This window comes from Thermosinus carboxydivorans Nor1 (assembly GCF_000169155.1).
GTDB classification, from domain to species: Bacteria; Bacillota; Negativicutes; order Sporomusales; family Thermosinaceae; genus Thermosinus; species Thermosinus carboxydivorans.
In genome coordinates this window covers 54034-71123 of the sequence record NZ_AAWL01000005.1, presented here as the reverse complement: position 1 = coordinate 71123, position 17090 = coordinate 54034, and the positions used below count along the sequence as shown (strand labels likewise).

The 17090-nt window shown below is 48.4% G+C and carries 18 protein-coding genes, 1 tRNA gene and 1 riboswitch; of the genes, 4 read left to right on the top strand and 15 right to left on the bottom strand.

All coding sequences use genetic code 11. The features are described from left to right. Positions 1–72: 72 nt before the first annotated feature. The 5 genes from TCARDRAFT_RS05285 to TCARDRAFT_RS05265 all read right to left on the bottom strand — a co-directional run bounded on the left by TCARDRAFT_RS05285 (position 73) and on the right by TCARDRAFT_RS05265 (position 5050). Positions 73–1299 carry a L,D-transpeptidase family protein gene (locus tag TCARDRAFT_RS05285; RefSeq protein WP_007288977.1) on the bottom strand — a complete coding sequence of 409 codons (1227 nt, stop codon included), beginning with the start codon at positions 1297–1299 and terminating at the stop codon, positions 73–75. Between the two features lie 113 nt (positions 1300–1412). Then, positions 1413–2549, bottom strand: coding sequence for a two-component system sensor histidine kinase NtrB (locus tag TCARDRAFT_RS05280; RefSeq protein ID WP_007288976.1), 1137 nt, complete (start codon positions 2547–2549; stop codon positions 1413–1415). Between the two features lie 350 nt (positions 2550–2899). Next, positions 2900–3262: a hypothetical protein gene (locus TCARDRAFT_RS05275; protein ID WP_007288975.1), complete on the bottom strand. Its 363-nt coding sequence runs from the start codon at positions 3260–3262 to the stop codon at positions 2900–2902. 342 nt (positions 3263–3604) lie between these two features. Then, a complete protein-coding gene (locus TCARDRAFT_RS05270) occupies positions 3605–4840 on the bottom strand; it encodes an exo-beta-N-acetylmuramidase NamZ family protein (protein WP_156784642.1) in 1236 nt (411 codons plus the stop codon). Positions 4841–4964: 124 nt separating this feature from the next. Continuing rightward, positions 4965–5050, bottom strand: a tRNA-Leu gene (locus TCARDRAFT_RS05265). Positions 5051–5203: 153 nt separating this feature from the next. Between TCARDRAFT_RS05265 and TCARDRAFT_RS05260 the strand changes: the two genes are divergently transcribed. Continuing rightward, positions 5204–5917, top strand: a complete 714-nt coding sequence (locus TCARDRAFT_RS05260; protein ID WP_007288973.1) for a M48 family metallopeptidase — start codon at positions 5204–5206, stop codon at positions 5915–5917. Positions 5918–6019: 102 nt separating this feature from the next. Here TCARDRAFT_RS05260 and TCARDRAFT_RS15740 read toward each other — a convergent pair whose 3' ends face one another. After that, positions 6020–6175, bottom strand: coding sequence for a hypothetical protein (locus tag TCARDRAFT_RS15740; protein WP_198003894.1), 156 nt, complete (start codon positions 6173–6175; stop codon positions 6020–6022). A 119-nt stretch (positions 6176–6294) separates the two neighbouring features. Between TCARDRAFT_RS15740 and TCARDRAFT_RS05255 the strand changes: the two genes are divergently transcribed. Next, on the top strand, positions 6295–7383 hold the full coding sequence (locus TCARDRAFT_RS05255) for an oxidoreductase (protein ID WP_007288972.1): 1089 nt from the start codon (positions 6295–6297) through the stop codon (positions 7381–7383). A 16-nt stretch (positions 7384–7399) separates the two neighbouring features. Further along, entirely contained in the window at positions 7400–7678 is a 279-nt protein-coding gene (locus tag TCARDRAFT_RS05250; RefSeq protein WP_007288971.1) for a MoaD/ThiS family protein, read from the top strand. Positions 7679–7723: 45 nt separating this feature from the next. On the opposite strand, the gene hcp is transcribed toward TCARDRAFT_RS05250, so the two are convergent. The 3 genes from hcp to TCARDRAFT_RS05235 all read right to left on the bottom strand — a co-directional run bounded on the left by hcp (position 7724) and on the right by TCARDRAFT_RS05235 (position 9976). Further along, positions 7724–9022 (bottom strand): hydroxylamine reductase, encoded by a 1299-nt coding sequence (gene hcp / locus TCARDRAFT_RS05245; RefSeq protein WP_007288970.1) that lies wholly within the window; start codon positions 9020–9022, stop codon positions 7724–7726. 107 nt (positions 9023–9129) lie between these two features. Continuing rightward, entirely contained in the window at positions 9130–9636 is a 507-nt protein-coding gene (locus TCARDRAFT_RS05240; RefSeq protein ID WP_007289065.1) for an ECF transporter S component, read from the bottom strand. Positions 9637–9652: 16 nt separating this feature from the next. Beyond that, entirely contained in the window at positions 9653–9976 is a 324-nt protein-coding gene (locus TCARDRAFT_RS05235) for a hypothetical protein (protein ID WP_040683083.1), read from the bottom strand. A 125-nt stretch (positions 9977–10101) separates the two neighbouring features. Here TCARDRAFT_RS05235 and TCARDRAFT_RS05230 point away from each other — a divergent pair, with 125 nt between their 5' ends. After that, entirely contained in the window at positions 10102–10446 is a 345-nt protein-coding gene (locus TCARDRAFT_RS05230) for a hypothetical protein (RefSeq protein ID WP_007288969.1), read from the top strand. 51 nt (positions 10447–10497) lie between these two features. On the opposite strand, the gene TCARDRAFT_RS05225 is transcribed toward TCARDRAFT_RS05230, so the two are convergent. The 6 genes from TCARDRAFT_RS05225 to TCARDRAFT_RS05195 form a co-directional block, all read right to left on the bottom strand. Further along, a complete protein-coding gene (locus TCARDRAFT_RS05225) occupies positions 10498–11385 on the bottom strand; it encodes a dihydrodipicolinate synthase family protein (protein WP_007288968.1) in 888 nt (295 codons plus the stop codon). A gap of 768 nt (positions 11386–12153) precedes the next feature. Next, entirely contained in the window at positions 12154–13386 is a 1233-nt protein-coding gene (gene cytX / locus TCARDRAFT_RS05215; protein WP_007288966.1) for a putative hydroxymethylpyrimidine transporter CytX, read from the bottom strand. A 110-nt stretch (positions 13387–13496) separates the two neighbouring features. Next, positions 13497–13609, bottom strand: a riboswitch (TPP riboswitch). Between the two features lie 63 nt (positions 13610–13672). Further along, a complete protein-coding gene (locus TCARDRAFT_RS05210; protein ID WP_007288965.1) occupies positions 13673–14224 on the bottom strand; it encodes an HPP family protein in 552 nt (183 codons plus the stop codon). Between the two features lie 21 nt (positions 14225–14245). Next, a complete protein-coding gene (locus TCARDRAFT_RS05205; protein WP_007288964.1) occupies positions 14246–15178 on the bottom strand; it encodes an NAD-dependent epimerase/dehydratase family protein in 933 nt (310 codons plus the stop codon). Between the two features lie 69 nt (positions 15179–15247). Continuing rightward, complete coding sequence (locus TCARDRAFT_RS05200) at positions 15248–15460, bottom strand: hypothetical protein (RefSeq protein WP_040683081.1); 213 nt, start codon at positions 15458–15460, stop codon at positions 15248–15250. Positions 15461–15480: 20 nt separating this feature from the next. After that, positions 15481–17070, bottom strand: a complete 1590-nt coding sequence (locus TCARDRAFT_RS05195; RefSeq protein ID WP_007288963.1) for an L-lactate permease — start codon at positions 17068–17070, stop codon at positions 15481–15483. Positions 17071–17090 lie beyond the last annotated feature (20 nt).

Below are 17090 nucleotides of genomic sequence, written 5' to 3'. Positions count from 1 at the left end.
GCTCTAGGTTATGTACCGAAACGAAAAGTCAATCCTCCCCGGCCAAACGAACAACAAAACAGGGCGGAAACATTAATCGTTCCCACCCTTGACGTTAAAGGGGTAAGTCAGTTCAATGCTGCGGGCCGACTCGTTCCAATATACATAGGCTTGAAAATAATCGTAGATTTTCGTTATTTGAATATAAGGTTGACCGGCAATAAGACCAAGCGGCAGCGATTTGCCGTTTATGGTCGCCGCTTTTTTCGCCGCATCCCACACCACTTTCTGGCCGATTGTCTCAGCCAGAGCAAGTAGCGGAATGGCGAGGATGCCGTCAAGCACCCGCACATCACTAGTAAAAGTTTTTCCATTTAATGCAGCGGTGTGCCCATTAATATCCAGGCGCCTTTCTTCTTGTTGCCAACGCTGCTGACCACCAAACAAAACCTGGACGTTGTCGAACGTAATATACAGGATGTCGCCCTTGACAATGCCAGGGGCGCTGAAATTGCCAGCGCGGACGGTCTGAGTCTGTTCATCCCATTGAATATTGCGCTTAAGTGCACCGGCAATGGCCCAGACGGGTACGAACAGCGTGTTCTCTTGATAAACAGCCCGCTCAACAAGTGTTTTGCCGTTCACGCGGATTTGATGGAATTGGGCAATTACCACCTGCCGATCTGGTTCCTCGCGGATGAGCCTTAGTAAAAAGTCATCGCTTACCAGACCGGCCAAGCCATACGCAGCAAGCTTGCGCTTTATCTCGCTCAGCGTGACGTCACTATAACCATAGATATCGGGATAAATTCCGACCGACGCGTTACCGTGAGCATCCACTCTGACCTTGACACGGTCATAGGTGACCTTTACCGGTGTACCGTACGGCACTACCTCATACAGTTCCTCCACATCCGCCTCATGCATTCGCACACACCCATTAGAAACGGCCGTACCTATTGCCCAGGGCGTATTAGTACCATGAATGCCGTACATGGGCAAAAAACCCATCCAGCGATAGCCTAGAGGATTGTCAGGACCGGGAGGAACTGCCGCCCCGCCGCGCGGCGGGAACCACCAGGGATTCACCTCCTTGCTAATAATACTAAAATTCCCCGTTGGAGTAGGCGTGGAAGGTTTGCCGATCGCTACTGGGTATACCTTGACAAGTGTACTCCCGGAATAAAATTCGAGAGTACGACTAGGCAGGTTAATTACAATATTGGGTGATGCGATATCAGGGTCGATCTGGGCATAGGCTGGCAAGATTGCAAGAAACAGCAATAGGACAGCGATCGCTGCCCCTCTGCCAACAGCCACCAGGCATCCCTTCTTTACTGTTTTATAACAGTATCATATATGAGAGAGACCTTTGGCCTATGACAAAGAGACAACGCAAAAAAAGGGCCGAAAAATTTCCGGTCCCCTGACAGTTATTGTAAGTTTAAAATTTGCTGATGCACTACCGTTAGATGACGTACACGGTCATCAGTTATAGGCAGGTATACATGAACGCGGGTGCCTTGATTTTCAGAATTGATATTGATAAACCCGCCATGTTCGGCGATAATGCGATGGGCTATCGGCAGCCCCAGTCCCATCCGGTCCAGTTTGGTAGTATAAAATGGTTCAAAAACCCGTGACAGAATTTCCGGCGGAATTCCCGGGCCGGTGTCGGCAATGGCCACGACAAGCATATTAAGATCAGCGTGGAGCCACGACTTCAAACTTAATACTCCTTCTTCCGGCATCGCTTCAATTGCGTTTTGCATAATGTTGATAAAAGCTTGCTTAAGCATATTGCCATCGGCACAAATCTGCGGCAAGTTTTCCGCCAGTTGCTTATCGATAACGATATTTTCGCCGCCGAGCTGCTTAAAAGTCAGACGCAGCGCCTCTTCCAACAGCCGATTGAGATTAACCCACGGCTGTTTTTGGATTTGCGGTTTGGCAAATAAAACCAACTCTTTGACAACTTTATTTATATAGCTAACTTCGTCAAGCAGCATTTCAAGGATTTCGCGCCGAACGGTATACTGATCATTATCTAGGCGGTTCAGCATAACCTGGAGATAGCCGCTGATAGTTGTTAGAGGCGTTCGAACATGGTGAGCCACCCCGGCAGCTAGTTCGCCTAAGGACATGAGCATCTGCGTTGTTTGAATTTGCTTGATAGCCGCGCGAACCGCCGAGACATCTTGCATGATAACAATCATCCCGCTTATGCCGCCAGCCGAATCCCGCAATTTTAAAGCATCAATGTGGAGATAAGTTATTTGATCCTTAATCTTCAATTTCAGGCTAGTGGTATAAAGATCATCATACTCAGACAAAGAAAAAATGCGCAGAAACTTTTCACCATAATGGCGGAAAACATGGTCAGACCGCTTTCCCAATACCGCCGTGCGATCAACGCCACAGAGTTTCTCCGCCTCGCGATTGAGGTTTTTTATTCGCAGTTGGTCGTCCAAAAATAAAATTCCTGTTTTCACGTTTTCAAAGTAGTCACTATATTCATCCTCTTTATTTAAGTATACGATTTTATTTTGAGGAGCTTCAGCAGAATACACAAGTCGTCATCCCCTTTAAAATATCCAATGCTATTAAGGTGATGATTAGAATTCTTGTAAATAAATGTATTTCCTGCCATGATAAACCAAATAGTTTTCGTAAAAATACGACATTTTACTTGCAAAAAAATGGTATGCTGTCGAAATTGCATACCATTCAAATACTAAATTCGTATTTTGCTTAATCTATGGGTTCTCTCTTTTTCGACAAAAAACTACGCTTACTACTGGGTTCTCCCTTTAATACTTTTTAAAATATTGTATCAATTTCCATATTTATCAAAAAATTCCATATTATTGCTAAATATTGCGCTTTTCCCAAAATAAAAGCCGGTGTGCACCGGTCGAAGCTACTCGCCCACATATTTTTGGTAAAAATAGTCAGGATCAATTTCGCGGGGGACAACGGCATGAAAGCGCAGCCATTCATTGCCGGCAATACCCTTTGTTAACAGATAAGTTTTGGTAGGAAAATCGCTGTCGTCCACTGCTAACAATTGATCTTCAGCCACCACCGCATTTAAATCGTCACGCGAAAAGTTGTCCGTATAAAAGTATTGGTCAATAGTCAGCAAGCTGCCGTCACCGTCGTATACTGCGCCAAAATAAACAGCGCCGCAGTCGATGGTGAACTCAAACGTATTGTTGCCGTCAGGAGTGCGACTGTCAAACAGGATGCGCTTGACGGGTATACGCGTCATTTTAGTTGTCACAAAAAACCCTCCATTCCTTCTTTTTCCTAGAATTATTCCCTGGAAACGGCTGCTTATACCTTGTCAATTTCCCGAACAATAAACGTTTAATCGAAACACTCTCTGGATGTTAATTGGGGCTGGCAACTATACGATTGGAAAAGTGGGAATGCGTGAGTTTCGGCTGCTGCGTTCACCGCCGAACTGGCTGGCTGTAGCCTGCGCGGCATGAGCATCACTGCTCTATGCTGCCATTCCTGTAACTGTCATTTCACTGGTAGCCTAATACTACGGGATCGAAAAAATCATACGCTAAGCCAGGGACGCCCCTTTTTCCCTAACAATATTAAAAACCATTTTTGCTTATTCATAAAGCAAATATGGTTTAGCCAATTGGCGAAACTGCTCTGCTTCCGCATCCCAAGCGGCTATTATTTCATCGAGCGTGTAGCGTCCCAAGCGCAACGAGTCGTCCCCAGTGGCCAAATCAATATTAGGCTTGCTGCCTTCGCGGTACGGGGCGTTAAAGCTAAATTTATCGCCGCTTAGCTCTATAATAGTATATAAAAGCGCAAGCCCGGTTCGGACGGCCTTGTAGGCTTTCCGGTCCACGACATGGATTTGTACGCCGCCGCATACTTGTCCCTTATACTTGGAAAAAGCGGGGGTGAAATAAGCCGGCCGGAAAATAACCCCCGGCAAGTGCTGGGCGTTCATTCGGTCGGCCAGCTCTTGGGCATCCAACCAAGGTGCGCCTACCAACTCGAAAGGCCGGGTGGTTCCTACCCCTTCCGAGATATTCGTTCCGCCAAATATGCCAATACCACTGTAGACAAGGGCAGTGTCGACCGTTGGCATGTTCGGAGAAGTCATAACCCAGGGAAGGCCGGTTTCATCATAAAGCATGTCGCGCCGCCATCCCGTCATCTTAACGACATGCAAATCGCAATTGATGCCAAACTCACTGTTAAACAGCTGCGCCAATTCCCCTACCGTCATACCGTGGCGTATCGGTATGGGATATAAGCCGATAAAAGACTGAAATTCAGGTTCCAACACCTTTCCCTCCACTTGCACTCCTCCTACCGGATTAGGGCGATCCAAAACCACGAAAGTCTTGCCCAACTCGCTGCAAGCCTGCATGGCATAGGCCATGGTGTAAATATATGTATAGAACCGGGCGCCTACGTCCTGAATGTCAAAGACCAGAACGTCCACATTCGCCAGCATTTCCGGTGTTGGTTTCTTGGTGGCGCCATAAAGGCTATACACCGTTACCCCCGTTCGCTCGTCCGTATAGAAACCAACGGCAGCTCCAGCCGGAACGTTGCCGCGAATGCCGTGCTCAGGGGCAAAGAGTGCGACCAAATTGGTTTTTTCGTTTAGGATATCCACCGTACTCCGAAAGTTGCTATCAATACCCGTATGGTTGGTTATCAGCCCTACCCTTTTTCCTTGAAACAAATACATGTAGTGCTCAATGTTTTCCACCCCAAGCCTTACTTTGGCTGCTGCCGCCGCAGCGCTGGAATAACTTCCCATATCTAGAAGAACAAATATCGCCAATAATACAGATAACCAAGAAATGCGTTGCATCATCGTCCTCCCCGGTTTACGTTTTTATATCATCATTATACCTTACCGTCACTGCCTTGTCCTCGTGGCTGCGCATGGCCCAAATAAAAAAACTCCAAGGTACAAGCCTCGGAGTTTTATGAATAAGTGGTGCCGGAGAAGGGACTTGAACCCCCACGGGGAAATCCCCGGCTGATTTTGAGTCAGCTGCGTCTGCCGTTCCGCCACTCCGGCATGAATTCAGTTGTGCAATGGACATTATGTATAATAGCACGGTTACGCCCTATTGTCAAGAGATTAGTGATAAAATTGAGCCGGTTAGTTTGGAAGGAAACAATGCATAAAATGACTAATTCCAATATATATTCCCTCAAAAAAGGTGAAAGCATGCCGCAGATTACTCTTACCGGACAAACGATAACTTACACGGTAACATATAGCAAACGCCGTAAAACGGTGCAGTTAAAGATGGTTTCTCCGTATGTTGTTGAAATAACCGCTCCGACCTGCTGTTCGCAAGCTTATCTGGAAAAAATACTGTGTACCAAGGCCAGGTGGATCGTGCAGCAATCGGCCCGGCTCGCGAATATCGCCGAATGTCCGGTCAATCGTACGGTAGAAGCAGGAGTACCAATTCTCTATCTGGGCCAAAGTTATCCAATTTATTCATTGTCTGATGGCACCCCTGCAAAAGTAACCTTGGAACACGACCGCATTATCATTCACGGATGCTCCGAACAGGCGGCTAGTTGTCAGGAAATTTTAAAGCAATGGTATCTTGAGCGAGCACGAATCATACTTACCGAGCGTACTGCTCATTGGGCAAAACGGATCGGCGTCCAGCCTACGCGCATTACCCTCCGTGATCAGAAAACCCGCTGGGGAAGTTGTTCATCACGGGGAACGATATCGTACAATTGGCGCATGATTATGGCCCCGCCCAAGGTTATTGATTATTTGGTAGTCCATGAACTTTGTCACCTTTTAGTCCCAAATCATTCCGAGCGATTTTGGCAAATCGTTACCAAGCACCTCCCCGACTACCAGACGGAACAAAGCTGGCTGCGCCGCAACGGTCACCTTTTGACAAGAATTTTTTAGTTTGTTACGCCCGGCATAAGTTCTTTTTCCCGCAAGAATTCTTCTAATAAGCTTGCCGTTACGCCCGTAATCTTCAGGCAGTTACGCAAGTGCTCCCGGGTGTCAAAGGGGTGAGGATCCGGATGCAATACGGATGGCTGCATCACTGAGCTCGAGATCCAGCATGTCCCGGAAGGCCCGCAAAATCGCTTCAGCACAGTTATACCCTTCCTTGAAATTCTGTCCGGCCCGTTCACGGGCACTGGTGATCGTACTCATGTCACACCCCTCTTTCTTTTCTCACTAATTTCGTTTTCTTGCTCCTTACTTCCTCTCTCGGCTACATGCCGGCAAGTCTTTTTTTCACTCACAAAAATAAAGATATCAAGGAGGTCATTATGAGCATTTTGTTTACTCCCTTTACTATCGGAAGCCTGACGGTAAAAAACCGCTTTGTCCGCTCGGCCACTCAGGACTGGCTGGGTCATGAAGACGGACGAATTTCTGAAGCCCAAGTAGAACTTTATGAAAACCTAGCCCGCGGCGACGTCGGCATGATTATCACCGCCCATGCCTATGTACAACATCCGCTTGGCCGGGCAAGCATTCGCCAAAACGGTATCTATGACGACCGGTTTATTGACGGCTATCGTTTGCTGGCTCAAGCGGCGCACCGCCATGGCGCCAAACTGATTGTGCAAATCTCTCACGCCGGTCGGCAAACTTCACCCGATTTAACGGAAGGTGAAACACCGGTAGCGCCATCTGCTGTCACTGACGGGAGTACTGGCATTACCCCCCGAGAAATAACCGGTGACGAAATCTGGGCGTTGATTAACGCATTCGTCGCTGCGGCCGAACGGGCAAAAAAAGCCGGCTGTGACGGCGTGCAGCTCCATATCGCTCATGGTTACTGCCTTTCGCAATTTTTGTCACCTTATACCAATCGGCGTCAAGACGAATGGGGTGGTTCAATCGAAAACCGCACCCGTATTATCCGAGAAATCATGGCTCGCTGCCGCGCAGCAGTAGGCAGCGATTTCCCCATACTTGCCAAACTTAATTGTACCGACGGTCTTTCCGGCCCAGGCTACTTAACGCGCGAAGACGTTGTCTACACGGCCCGCTTGCTCGAGCGGCTCGGAGCGGCGGCAATCGAGGTCAGCGGCGGGATCCGTGAGGCCAAAGGCGTCATGTCGCGCCCGAATATCCGTAGCGAAGAGGATGAGGCATACTTCGCCGCCGATGCCCGAGCAATAAAAGAAGCTGTCCGTATTCCGGTGATTTTAGTAGGCGGTTTGCGTTCAACAGCTACGATGGAAGGCTTGCTGCAAAACGGCTACGCCGACATGGTTGCTCTCAGCCGACCTTTCATCAAAGAACCTGATCTCATCCACCGGCTTTGCGCCGGCCAGGCAAAAGCAAAATGCATATCCTGCAACGCTTGTTTTAATCCAGCCGGCTTGGCATGCCGGTATGAAAAATAACAGGGAGGCGAGCGTTATGGAAACCACGATTGAATTGCGGGGTTTTGCCCGGCTAATGAATCTGTTTCAAGAGCGCGGCTGGCCTTTCCCCTATTACTATCCCCTCTCCGCTCCCTTATCAGGCTACGAACTACTGGAACAATTGGCTATTAATAAAGACCAGGTAGAGGCCCTGTTTATCAATGGCCGCGCTCAGCCTTTGGACGCAGTAATCAACCCCGGCGACCGTGTTGCTCTTATTCCTCCTGGCACGCCTGGTCCTTACCGTATCCTGCTAGGAATACGGTCGACATGAAAAAAATTCCCGGCAAAAAGCTTTTTGCCGGGAATTTTTTCATTATTAGCCCAAAATAGCCTTTAGATCCTCATCAGGAGTTGTAATAAGGCTTAGACCATATTTCTCGTTGAGCAGTTTGAGGACATTCGGCGTGAGGAAAGCAGGCGCACTGGGGCCAATGCGGATGTTCTTAACACCCAGGTAGAGCAGAGTCAGCAAGATGGCGACTGCCTTTTGCTCATACCAGGACAGGATAAGCGACAGCGGCAGGTCGTTTACGCCGCAGTTAAAAGCTTTCGCCAATGCCAGGGCGATTTGGATACCCGAGTAAGCATTATTACACTGACCAAGGTCAAGCAGACGGGGAATGCCATCAATATCGCCCAGATCAAGATGGTTGAAACGGTACTTGCCGCAGGCCACGGTAAGAATGACACAGTCTTTAGGTATTTTTTGGACAAGTTCAGTGTAGTAGTTGCGGCCTGGTTTTGCGCCATCACAGCCGCCGACAAGGAAGAACCGTCTGATTTTGCCAGCCTTTACAGCTTCTACAATCTTGTCAGCCAGGCCAAGTACAGCATTGTGATGGAAACCGGTAGTCAGTGTGTACTCGCCTTCTTTTTCTTCGGCTGGCCGCAGTGACTTGGCTTTGGCGATAACGGCGGAGAAGTCACGGGTAGGCAGGTGGGTAGCACCTTCCAGTCCGGTAATAGTCCGGGTGAAAATGCGGTCGCCGTAAGTATTCTTGTCGGTGAGCGGCATGACGCAGTTGGTCGTTACCACAATTGCGCCCGGAAATTCTTCGAATTCTTTGCGCTGGTTCTGCCATGCCGTACCGTAATTGCCTACCAGGTGCGGATATTTTTTCAGTTCAGGATAAGCATGGGCAGGCAGCATTTCGCCATGCGTGTATACATTAATACCAGTTCCTTCGGTTTGCTTGAGCAATTCTTCCAGATCAAGCAGATCATGACCGGTAATCAGGATGGCATGACCTTTTTTCAGACCAGTAAATACTTTGGTTGGTTCAGGCGAACCGTAACGGGCAACATGGGCTTTATCTAAGAGTTCCATTACCCGCAAGTTCATTTCGCCGCACTTTAGAACCATTTCAATGTGTCGTTCAAGATTGAAATTTACATTAGTAAGGGTAAAGAATAGTGCATCGTGCATAAATGCATCAATTTGTTCGTCGCGCACACCGAGTTCACGGGCGTGATGGGCATAAGCGGCAATACCTTTAAGTCCGAAGATGAGAGTGTCCTGGAGACCGGCAAGATCCTCATTCTTTCCGCAAACGCCTACTTTGGTGCAACCAACACCGCCGGCCGTTTGCTCACACTGATAACAGAACATACCCACGCTATAATTCCTCCTTCGCAATATTGCTTTTACAGTCTCTATTGTAAAGCGCCCGGCTATTGCCCGCCGTGATGTATATCACAATTTTCCATGATTTTCATCACAAACTAATTCACCGACCGAAAGCGCCGTACAACGATGGTAGTAAGAACCCCGCCCACCAACGCAGTTATAAACTGGGGCCAGCTCATGGCGAAGAGCAAACCGGCGGCGATTTTTGGCGGAATGGAAACCCAGGTGAATAACCAAACAAAACTTAAATACAAAAATACCGCCTTAGTTATGGCTGCTCCGCCAACGGCCAACCAGCGCGACAGCCTTAGGGCAGCGCTATAACATATCACCAGGAGGAAATTGCCGCCGGCAACAGGGACAATAAAAACAGGCAGCGGCAAGAGTTGCTGAAAATAGGCAACAACAGGGGCAATTACACCAATTAAACAAGCTGACCGCCAGCCAACCGTTTCGGCCGCTATCAGTAAGCAACCGTTCACAAGGCTTCCTATAATAAAAGTAGAAAACACCGCGGGGATGGGAATGAAAAAGCGCAACGACTGAAAAAGAATTGTCAGCGCCAGCAATAAAGCCGTTCGCGCCAAAAGTCTATAGTTCACACCACCACCTCTTCCACTACTTGTGCCATTTATGGCGAATATTGGGCGGGCGATTACTGCTATTGCCAAATAGCAGCCAACCAATAATCAGCAACAGAACCAAATTGGCAGCCATACCACCGAGTAGACCGACGTCCACCAAAATATTGATTAAGGTTAAGCCACCCAAAAAGAGTAGACTCTTTTTCATATTAATATAAGGATAACGCTTGAGAACGAGATAGCAGAGGCCAAAGACAACCAAGTCAATGATAACCCAGGCAACCCAACTGGCAAATAAGTATTTAGCTACACTGCCACCAACCATTATTACTAATAAGTACAACCAAATCTGACTCACAAAACGCACCTCTTTCGCTCTCTTTACTCCATTATACCGAAAAACCGTGAAACTTTGACAGATGTTTATATATTTTGAAATTGGTGCATACTGTTAGTAGAAAAAGATAACAAGGAGTGAAAGGCATGGAATTTTCGTTTACTCTGTACCAACCGAAAAAAGAGCGGGCGCCGAAAGAAATGGCGGCACAAATCGAGGTTCGCCCCAATGGGCGCATTGTTTTTAATAAAAAAGCGGCAGAACTGTTGGCCGACCGTCATTTCTGCATGCTAGGCTATGACCGGGAAAAGAATGCGTTGGGTATAATGCCGGTGGCGGAGCAACAACTTAATTCATTCCCCATTCGTTATGCTTCGAAAGGCGCTTATATCGGAGCAAAAAAATTTTTTAAGCATTTTAATATCTTACCGCCCAAAGTTATTCAAAACGCCCCTGTACAAACCGGTCAATTCATTGGTATTAAACTGTGATCAAAATTAAAACCAACGTCATATGACGCTGGTTTCTTACTTCTTCGTAAGTTATACCTCAAGACCCAATCTGCGCATCCAGGCCAGGATTTTGTCGTGAATTTCCGGACCACCTGCCAGGCCGAGCGGAGCCGACACCGTAGGCCCACAAATGCCTAGACGGCTAAGCCCGAATTTAATAACGGCGGCATTGGCGCCAAACCCGCCCATGAGCGGAATAAGCGACGCAATTTTTTGCAGGCGAAGCGCTTCCGCCAAATCACCGCTGGCAAAGGCTTTATAAACATCGGCACACAGCTTGGGCACCAGACTGCAACCGGCATAAATACCTCCCTTAGCACCGTGCATATAAGCGGCTAAACCAAGCGCCGGATTACCGGACATAACGGCAAAATCGCTACCGGCTGTGACCTCGATATAACGCTGCATATTAACAAAGTCGCCTGCGCTGTCTTTGACGCCAATAATATTGGGGTGGCTGGCAAGTTTGGCTAATGTATCAGGAGCAATGGAGATTTTCGTCATTTGCGGGAAATTATAAACCACTACTGGCAATTCAGAAGCATCAGCCACCAGGCTGTAATGCCGGTACACTCCTGCCTGATCCAACGGATAATAGTAAGGAAGCGCGACCAATACCGCATCCGCCTTTGTCCGTGCTGCGGCGCGAACTTGGGTGATAGTCTTCTGCGTGCTCGTATCGCCGCAGCCAATCAAAACAGGAACCTGTCCCCGCACTTCGTCAAGAGTGACTTCAATAGCTTCCTGCCGCATCGTTTCCGTCATGGCCGGAAACTCACCTGTCGAACCGAGAACCACCACGCCGTGAACACCAGCATCCAAACAGTAGCGGACTACTCTGCGCATACCTTCCTTATCAACTGTTTCATCAGGGTTGAGCGCCGTTACCATCGCCGGATAAACGCCTTTTAATTCCACTATATCGCCTCCTAAAAAAATTGCTATGAAATTAGTACGCCTCTTGGCCAGAATATTCCTGCATTCATCCTAAAAATTCCGCCTTTGGTGACATAACCGCCGGGTAGGCAAAAGCATAGTACGCAAAAAGAAAAGAGCAGGCACAGCACCCTGCTCTAAACACCTCATTAGCTGCAACAACTCCGTTGGGGAGGCAGCCCTTTAAGCACCAACTTCTTGGCAAACAAAAACCCTTCTAAGTCAATTTCCAGATCCCACGAACCTTCCATGCTAGCAAAGGAGTTATGGATATAAAGTTCAATGCCACGTACATTTTCGCGTACAAACTCTTCGGCTTCGTGATCTTGTGGTTTCCCCAATCGCACGGACGGGTAGGTCGTAACCCTTGGACCCCCTCAGCCAAAGCTCATTTTTTGTTCCATTTTAACAGTAACTACGCCATCTTGTTCTTTGATAAAACTTAGCGCTTTATCGCTTATTTTCCAAGTCATTGATACACCCCTTTCTCCCCCTCCCCGGGGGGCTAAGTCTATTCTACTATGGTATCAAAAACCAGTCAAGACCATTTGAGCCATATGGCTTCGTGCCGGACACGCACCCTAGCGATTAATGGAAATCATGACGTTAATGGCCTTGTGAGCATTTCTGGCTATTTACTGGGTGCCACCGGTTCGTTAACAGCAGCCATCACTGTCGGCAGCACCGTGATGCTGATCGGCATACTCCTTTTATGTTGGTTGCCTGGTAAACCAACTTGCTATTTTCCACTTATCCACAACAGGGATTAGGCGCTTTTTTGCAATAAACCCATTTATCAATATACCTACTTGCCACACGATAGAGCAGACCGGTAACAATCATTACCGGGATAGTCGCCCCCAATACCAGGTCAAGCTTAAGGAACCAGTAATACAATGCTACCCCTACCGCCCAGACGGTTAATGCTCCCCAGTTGACCAGTAATTGCGGATTAATCACCCGGTTTTTGAGAATGAAATAGTCAGTAAGCACAATGGCGAACAGCGGGGCAAAGACCGAACCGATCGTCAGGAGGAAAGCTTCATATTGTTCTATATCCGCTACCAGTGCCAACAAAGTGCCGACAACCGTTACCACAAGCGCCACCAGTTTTTCGTTAAGACCGGGTCGAAAGTTGATAAAACTCACTCCGGCCGAATAAGCATCCATAAAAGTAGTAGTAACCGTAGACAAAACAATAATTCCCAGGGCCGCAAGCCCCAGGTTGGCGGCCAGCATTATGTCGGCGGGATCGGCCTTACCGGTGCTGATCGCGGCAGCAAGGCCGATAAGATACATCCAGCAGCTACCAAAAAAATATCCGAGCCAACTTCCCCAAGCAGCTTTTTTCGCATTGTCCGCAAAGCGGGTATAGTCGGCAATAAGCGGTAACCAGGATAACGGCATAACAACACTTAGCTCTACCCCTTCGCTAAACAGCATCCCGCCCGCCGGTGCCTTGGCAAAAACATTTGTATCCTTAAAGACCATGGCACTTAGCATAATTGTCAGGCCAAATAACAGCAATACTGCTGCCATGTTGATTAGTTTCCAACCACCTTCCCGGCCGAGAACAATCCACAAAAAAATGAGGCCACCAATGACCAGACACCATAAAGTGAGCTGATCAAACTGCCAAAGCATTTTGGTTATTTCGTTGGCCGACTTGGCGGCGGAAATAATCATAATAGCCGTCCAGCCTATCAGCTGTAAGACATTCAAACCGGCAAAAAGAAGCGATCCGTACGCGCCAAAGGAAATACGAGTAGACTCAATCGCCGGAATACGTTCCCGCGTGCCAATGATGCCTCCCATTACTAACAACGTGGTCCCAATAAGATGTCCCAGCAAGATAGCGGTGCTGCCAGTAGTAAAGCCTAACGGCACCAGCAGCCCGCCGGCAAGAATTTCGGCCACCGAAACGGCAGCGCCGAACCATAATAACAAGTAATGGCGAAACTTCAACGTGTTGCTTTCGTTCATAAAAATATACCTACTTTCTGTTAGAATTGTTATGCATCCAGTTGACAAGATGGTTATCGCCGATTTGAATAACCAAAAAAGCGCCCCCCGTAAGGACGCGCTGCACGAAACCACAAGTTTCGGAGCTTTCCCTACGCTGGCATTACCCAGATCAGGTTACAGGGTCATAGATTTAGCGGATCTATATCTCAGCCGGCCTTTTCCGGCCCCCCTAGCACAATATGTATCTCACTGATTGAAAATACCTATGCTCAATTGCTCAATCTGCTGGCTTGTCGCCACCTCATCATTCACAAGCTTTGCGGGGAAAAACTATTGTCCCCATAAGTTTCGGCATCAGCCTGTTCAACATCTTTCCCACAAGCACTAAGATCGTTGACCCCAACGCGACCGGACACAACGGGTACCAAACGCTTTGTCCGGTTACCACGGCAATAAGGGCAGTAGCCGCCGCCGGCGGATGGAGCGTCCGGCTATAAAGCATGGCGACAATAGCCCCACCGACACTGAAAGCTGCCGCATACCAGGTCGATCCCAATACAACATACATAATAATCCCAACCGTAGCGGCAATGGTGTGTCCGCCGATCACGCTACGGGGTTGGGCGAACGGCGCCGCAGGAACACAAAAAATAATACAGGCCGACGCGCCAAAAGATGCCACCAACACCGGTACGCTAAATTCCATGGCCAGATAAGTTATTGTCCCGATACCAATACTGGCGCTTAAAAATATAGTCACGCCTTCATGCAATGACGGTAGCTGCAAACCACTTGTACAGAACCATTCGTTTTTAATATAGCGGCAGCAGTAAACAATCCCTGATATAATTGCCATTGCTCCCCCCTCCTCGACAGACTATGGATTAAACGTGCCCGTCACTTCACGGCAACACCGAACGAGCGCCTGCTGCAACATATCCCGCATGGCAGCCTCGGTACGCCGGGGGTGGTAACCCAGAGCATGCGTTGCCTTAGCCCAACTTAACACCCATCTTTCTTGCAAAAATGCCGGACCCGACCATTCACTGCCGGCAACTTCGACTAGCGGCGACCGAGAGCCGGTAATAGCAATAATCATCGCCGCTATTTCCGACCACGACAAAAACAAACTGCCAATATTGAAAACCTCGCTGCTAGCGGTGCCATTACGCACAGCCAGCATGATAGCTTCTGCCAAATCCTCCATCGTGACAAAACAACCACCAGAACCGGGTACAAGCTGGATCGGTTCATTATTTGCCGCCGCCCGCACGATATTGCGAAGATGCTTACCGCCAATGGTTTCACCGAAAGCCCACCAAAAGCGCAAAATGGTAACAGGCAACCCTTTTTCGGCACTATAAATATGACAAAGCTGCTCGGCAGTAAATTTCGCCAAAGCATACAGCGGTTTACGCGCCAACTGCACCAAGCAGGGATGGTCCTCAGTTACCGGTTCAGTACGGGGACTGCCATATACAGCGGCCGTACTGGCGTAAATGAAATGCCGAACCCGGGCAGTAGCGGCCACTTCCAAGAGGTTAATATGTCCGCCAAGATCGCTGCGAAAAAGCACCGCAGCAGTATCAGCAAAACTCCACGCCAGATGTACTACTACATCACAGCCAGGCACAATATTCTGCAAAAGGTCTTTATTTTCCAATTCACCTTTAATTAAAGTAATTCCTGCCCGCGTCATCTGAGGGTTGGCCGCACGATCATAAATTACCACCTCATACCCCAGACGCAAGTAATACTCAGCTAGATAGCGTCCGATTTCCCCCGCGCCACCAACCAGTAATAGCCGCATGTTACCCCTCCTGCTAAAATTGTAAATTCAGGGATCCGTATGTGCGTGAGCAATACGGATCCCCTTTCACTATTTCTTAGTAATCAACGGTATCACACAAGCAATACAAAACAGAACCAATGATAAAGTAATGAAAAAACTGTTTTTTTGGACACCGCCAAAGTATGCAAGTGGGAACGCTATCCAGAACAACCAAAAAGCAGTATTCATTAGTGGTGTTCGGTATTTTTTGCCCCACGGCACTGGCTTAGAACCACTGCCAGATGTCGGATTTGCCGTCATACCCCTTTCCTCCTTTGCGCCTAAGGCAGGCTCCTAAAGAATACGTAGGCAAACAGCCATGCATTAATGCCGACAAGCAGTGCTATTACCGCACAGTATGGAATGGTCCGGTACATAACCTCGCTTTCACGGCCGTCAAGTCCGACCGTAGCAGTACCGATAAGCACCTTCGACGGAGCAATCGAACACCCCACCGATCCCCCCACCGACTGAACGGCCGCCATAATCACGGTACTAATGCCCAAAACTTTGGCAGTTTCCACCTGCAAAGCGCCAAACATTACGTTAGAGTTAGTATTGCTCCCTGTCAAAAATGCCCCCAGAACACCAATGAAAGGCGAAAAGATGGGGAACAATATGCCGGTAGCCTTGGCCATACCTTGAGCCAGCAAGTTGGTCATACCGGTATCGTTCATAATCAGCGCCATCATAACCATGGTAATAATCCCAATACTGGTCGGTACACACTGGGTAAAGGTGCTTTTTAGCGCATCAATGGCCGCACCTGGTTTCCATTTTCCTGCAGACTTAAATACCAAATAGCCAAGAATAGCGGCCGCTAACAATAACGGCGCCGGGTGCGTCAAAACATTGATACGCGAATACATTTTTTCCGCCTTCACCACAAAGCCGAACGCAGTCTGGATTGCCGGATAGTCCAGCCCCCAGGTATATGGCGCAAATATTTTTGCGATGTCCTTTATTTGCGACAAAATGGACAGCAGGATGAGGATATAATACGGCGCAAAGGCAAGGTGAAAACCCATCGACTTTGGTGCGTTCTGGTGAGCCAGTTCCTCCACCGTTAAATCGCTCCGGTAAAAGCCGGTGCGAGCCATAGCAGCAATGGTGCCACATCCGCACAAGGCTGGTATCAGCGTAGCTAATTGCGCAGCCCCGATGCGGTTCATCAACCAACACATAAATGCCATGACCACGCTAGTAACGATGATAGCTGGAGCACCGCGTTTTACTGCAGATAAACCACCATAGATATGGGCCACGGCGAAACCGGTGGCAAAAATCGGCACGGTAAACAGTACCGCCATCCATGGACCAATGATTTCGCCCGGAATTTTAGTAACCAGCTGAATGGTATAATAGGACGATCCCATTGAGCCAAATGAAATAGACCACGAGTGCCCAACCAGGCAGGTTGCTGCCGCTACCGCTGGCGAAAACCCCATCACCACCATGATCGGTGCAACCACCGCTACCGGCACCCCGAAACCGGCGATGCCCTGCATGAAAGATGCAAAACACCAAGCCATTAACAAACACTGCAGCAGTCTGTCTTCCGTAATCTTAGTCATGGTATCGCCAATTACCTTTACTGCACCAATCTTTTCTACCATATTATAGAGAAAAACGGCGCCCCAGATAATTAGCAATACATAAAGCGATAAACTCAGACCTTTGCTATTTGCAAGCGCAAGCAGCCGCGTATCCGCTCCAAACGCGAAGATGCCGATAATAACCGCTACGAACCAGGATATCGCCCCCGATTTAGGCGCACCCCATTTGAATAACAGTATCGTCATTAGCAGTACAAAGATGGGCAGGAAAGCTAGCAGCCAATTGGCAAAGGTTAAAACTACACCTTTATCCATAAATTGGTCTCCTCCCATTT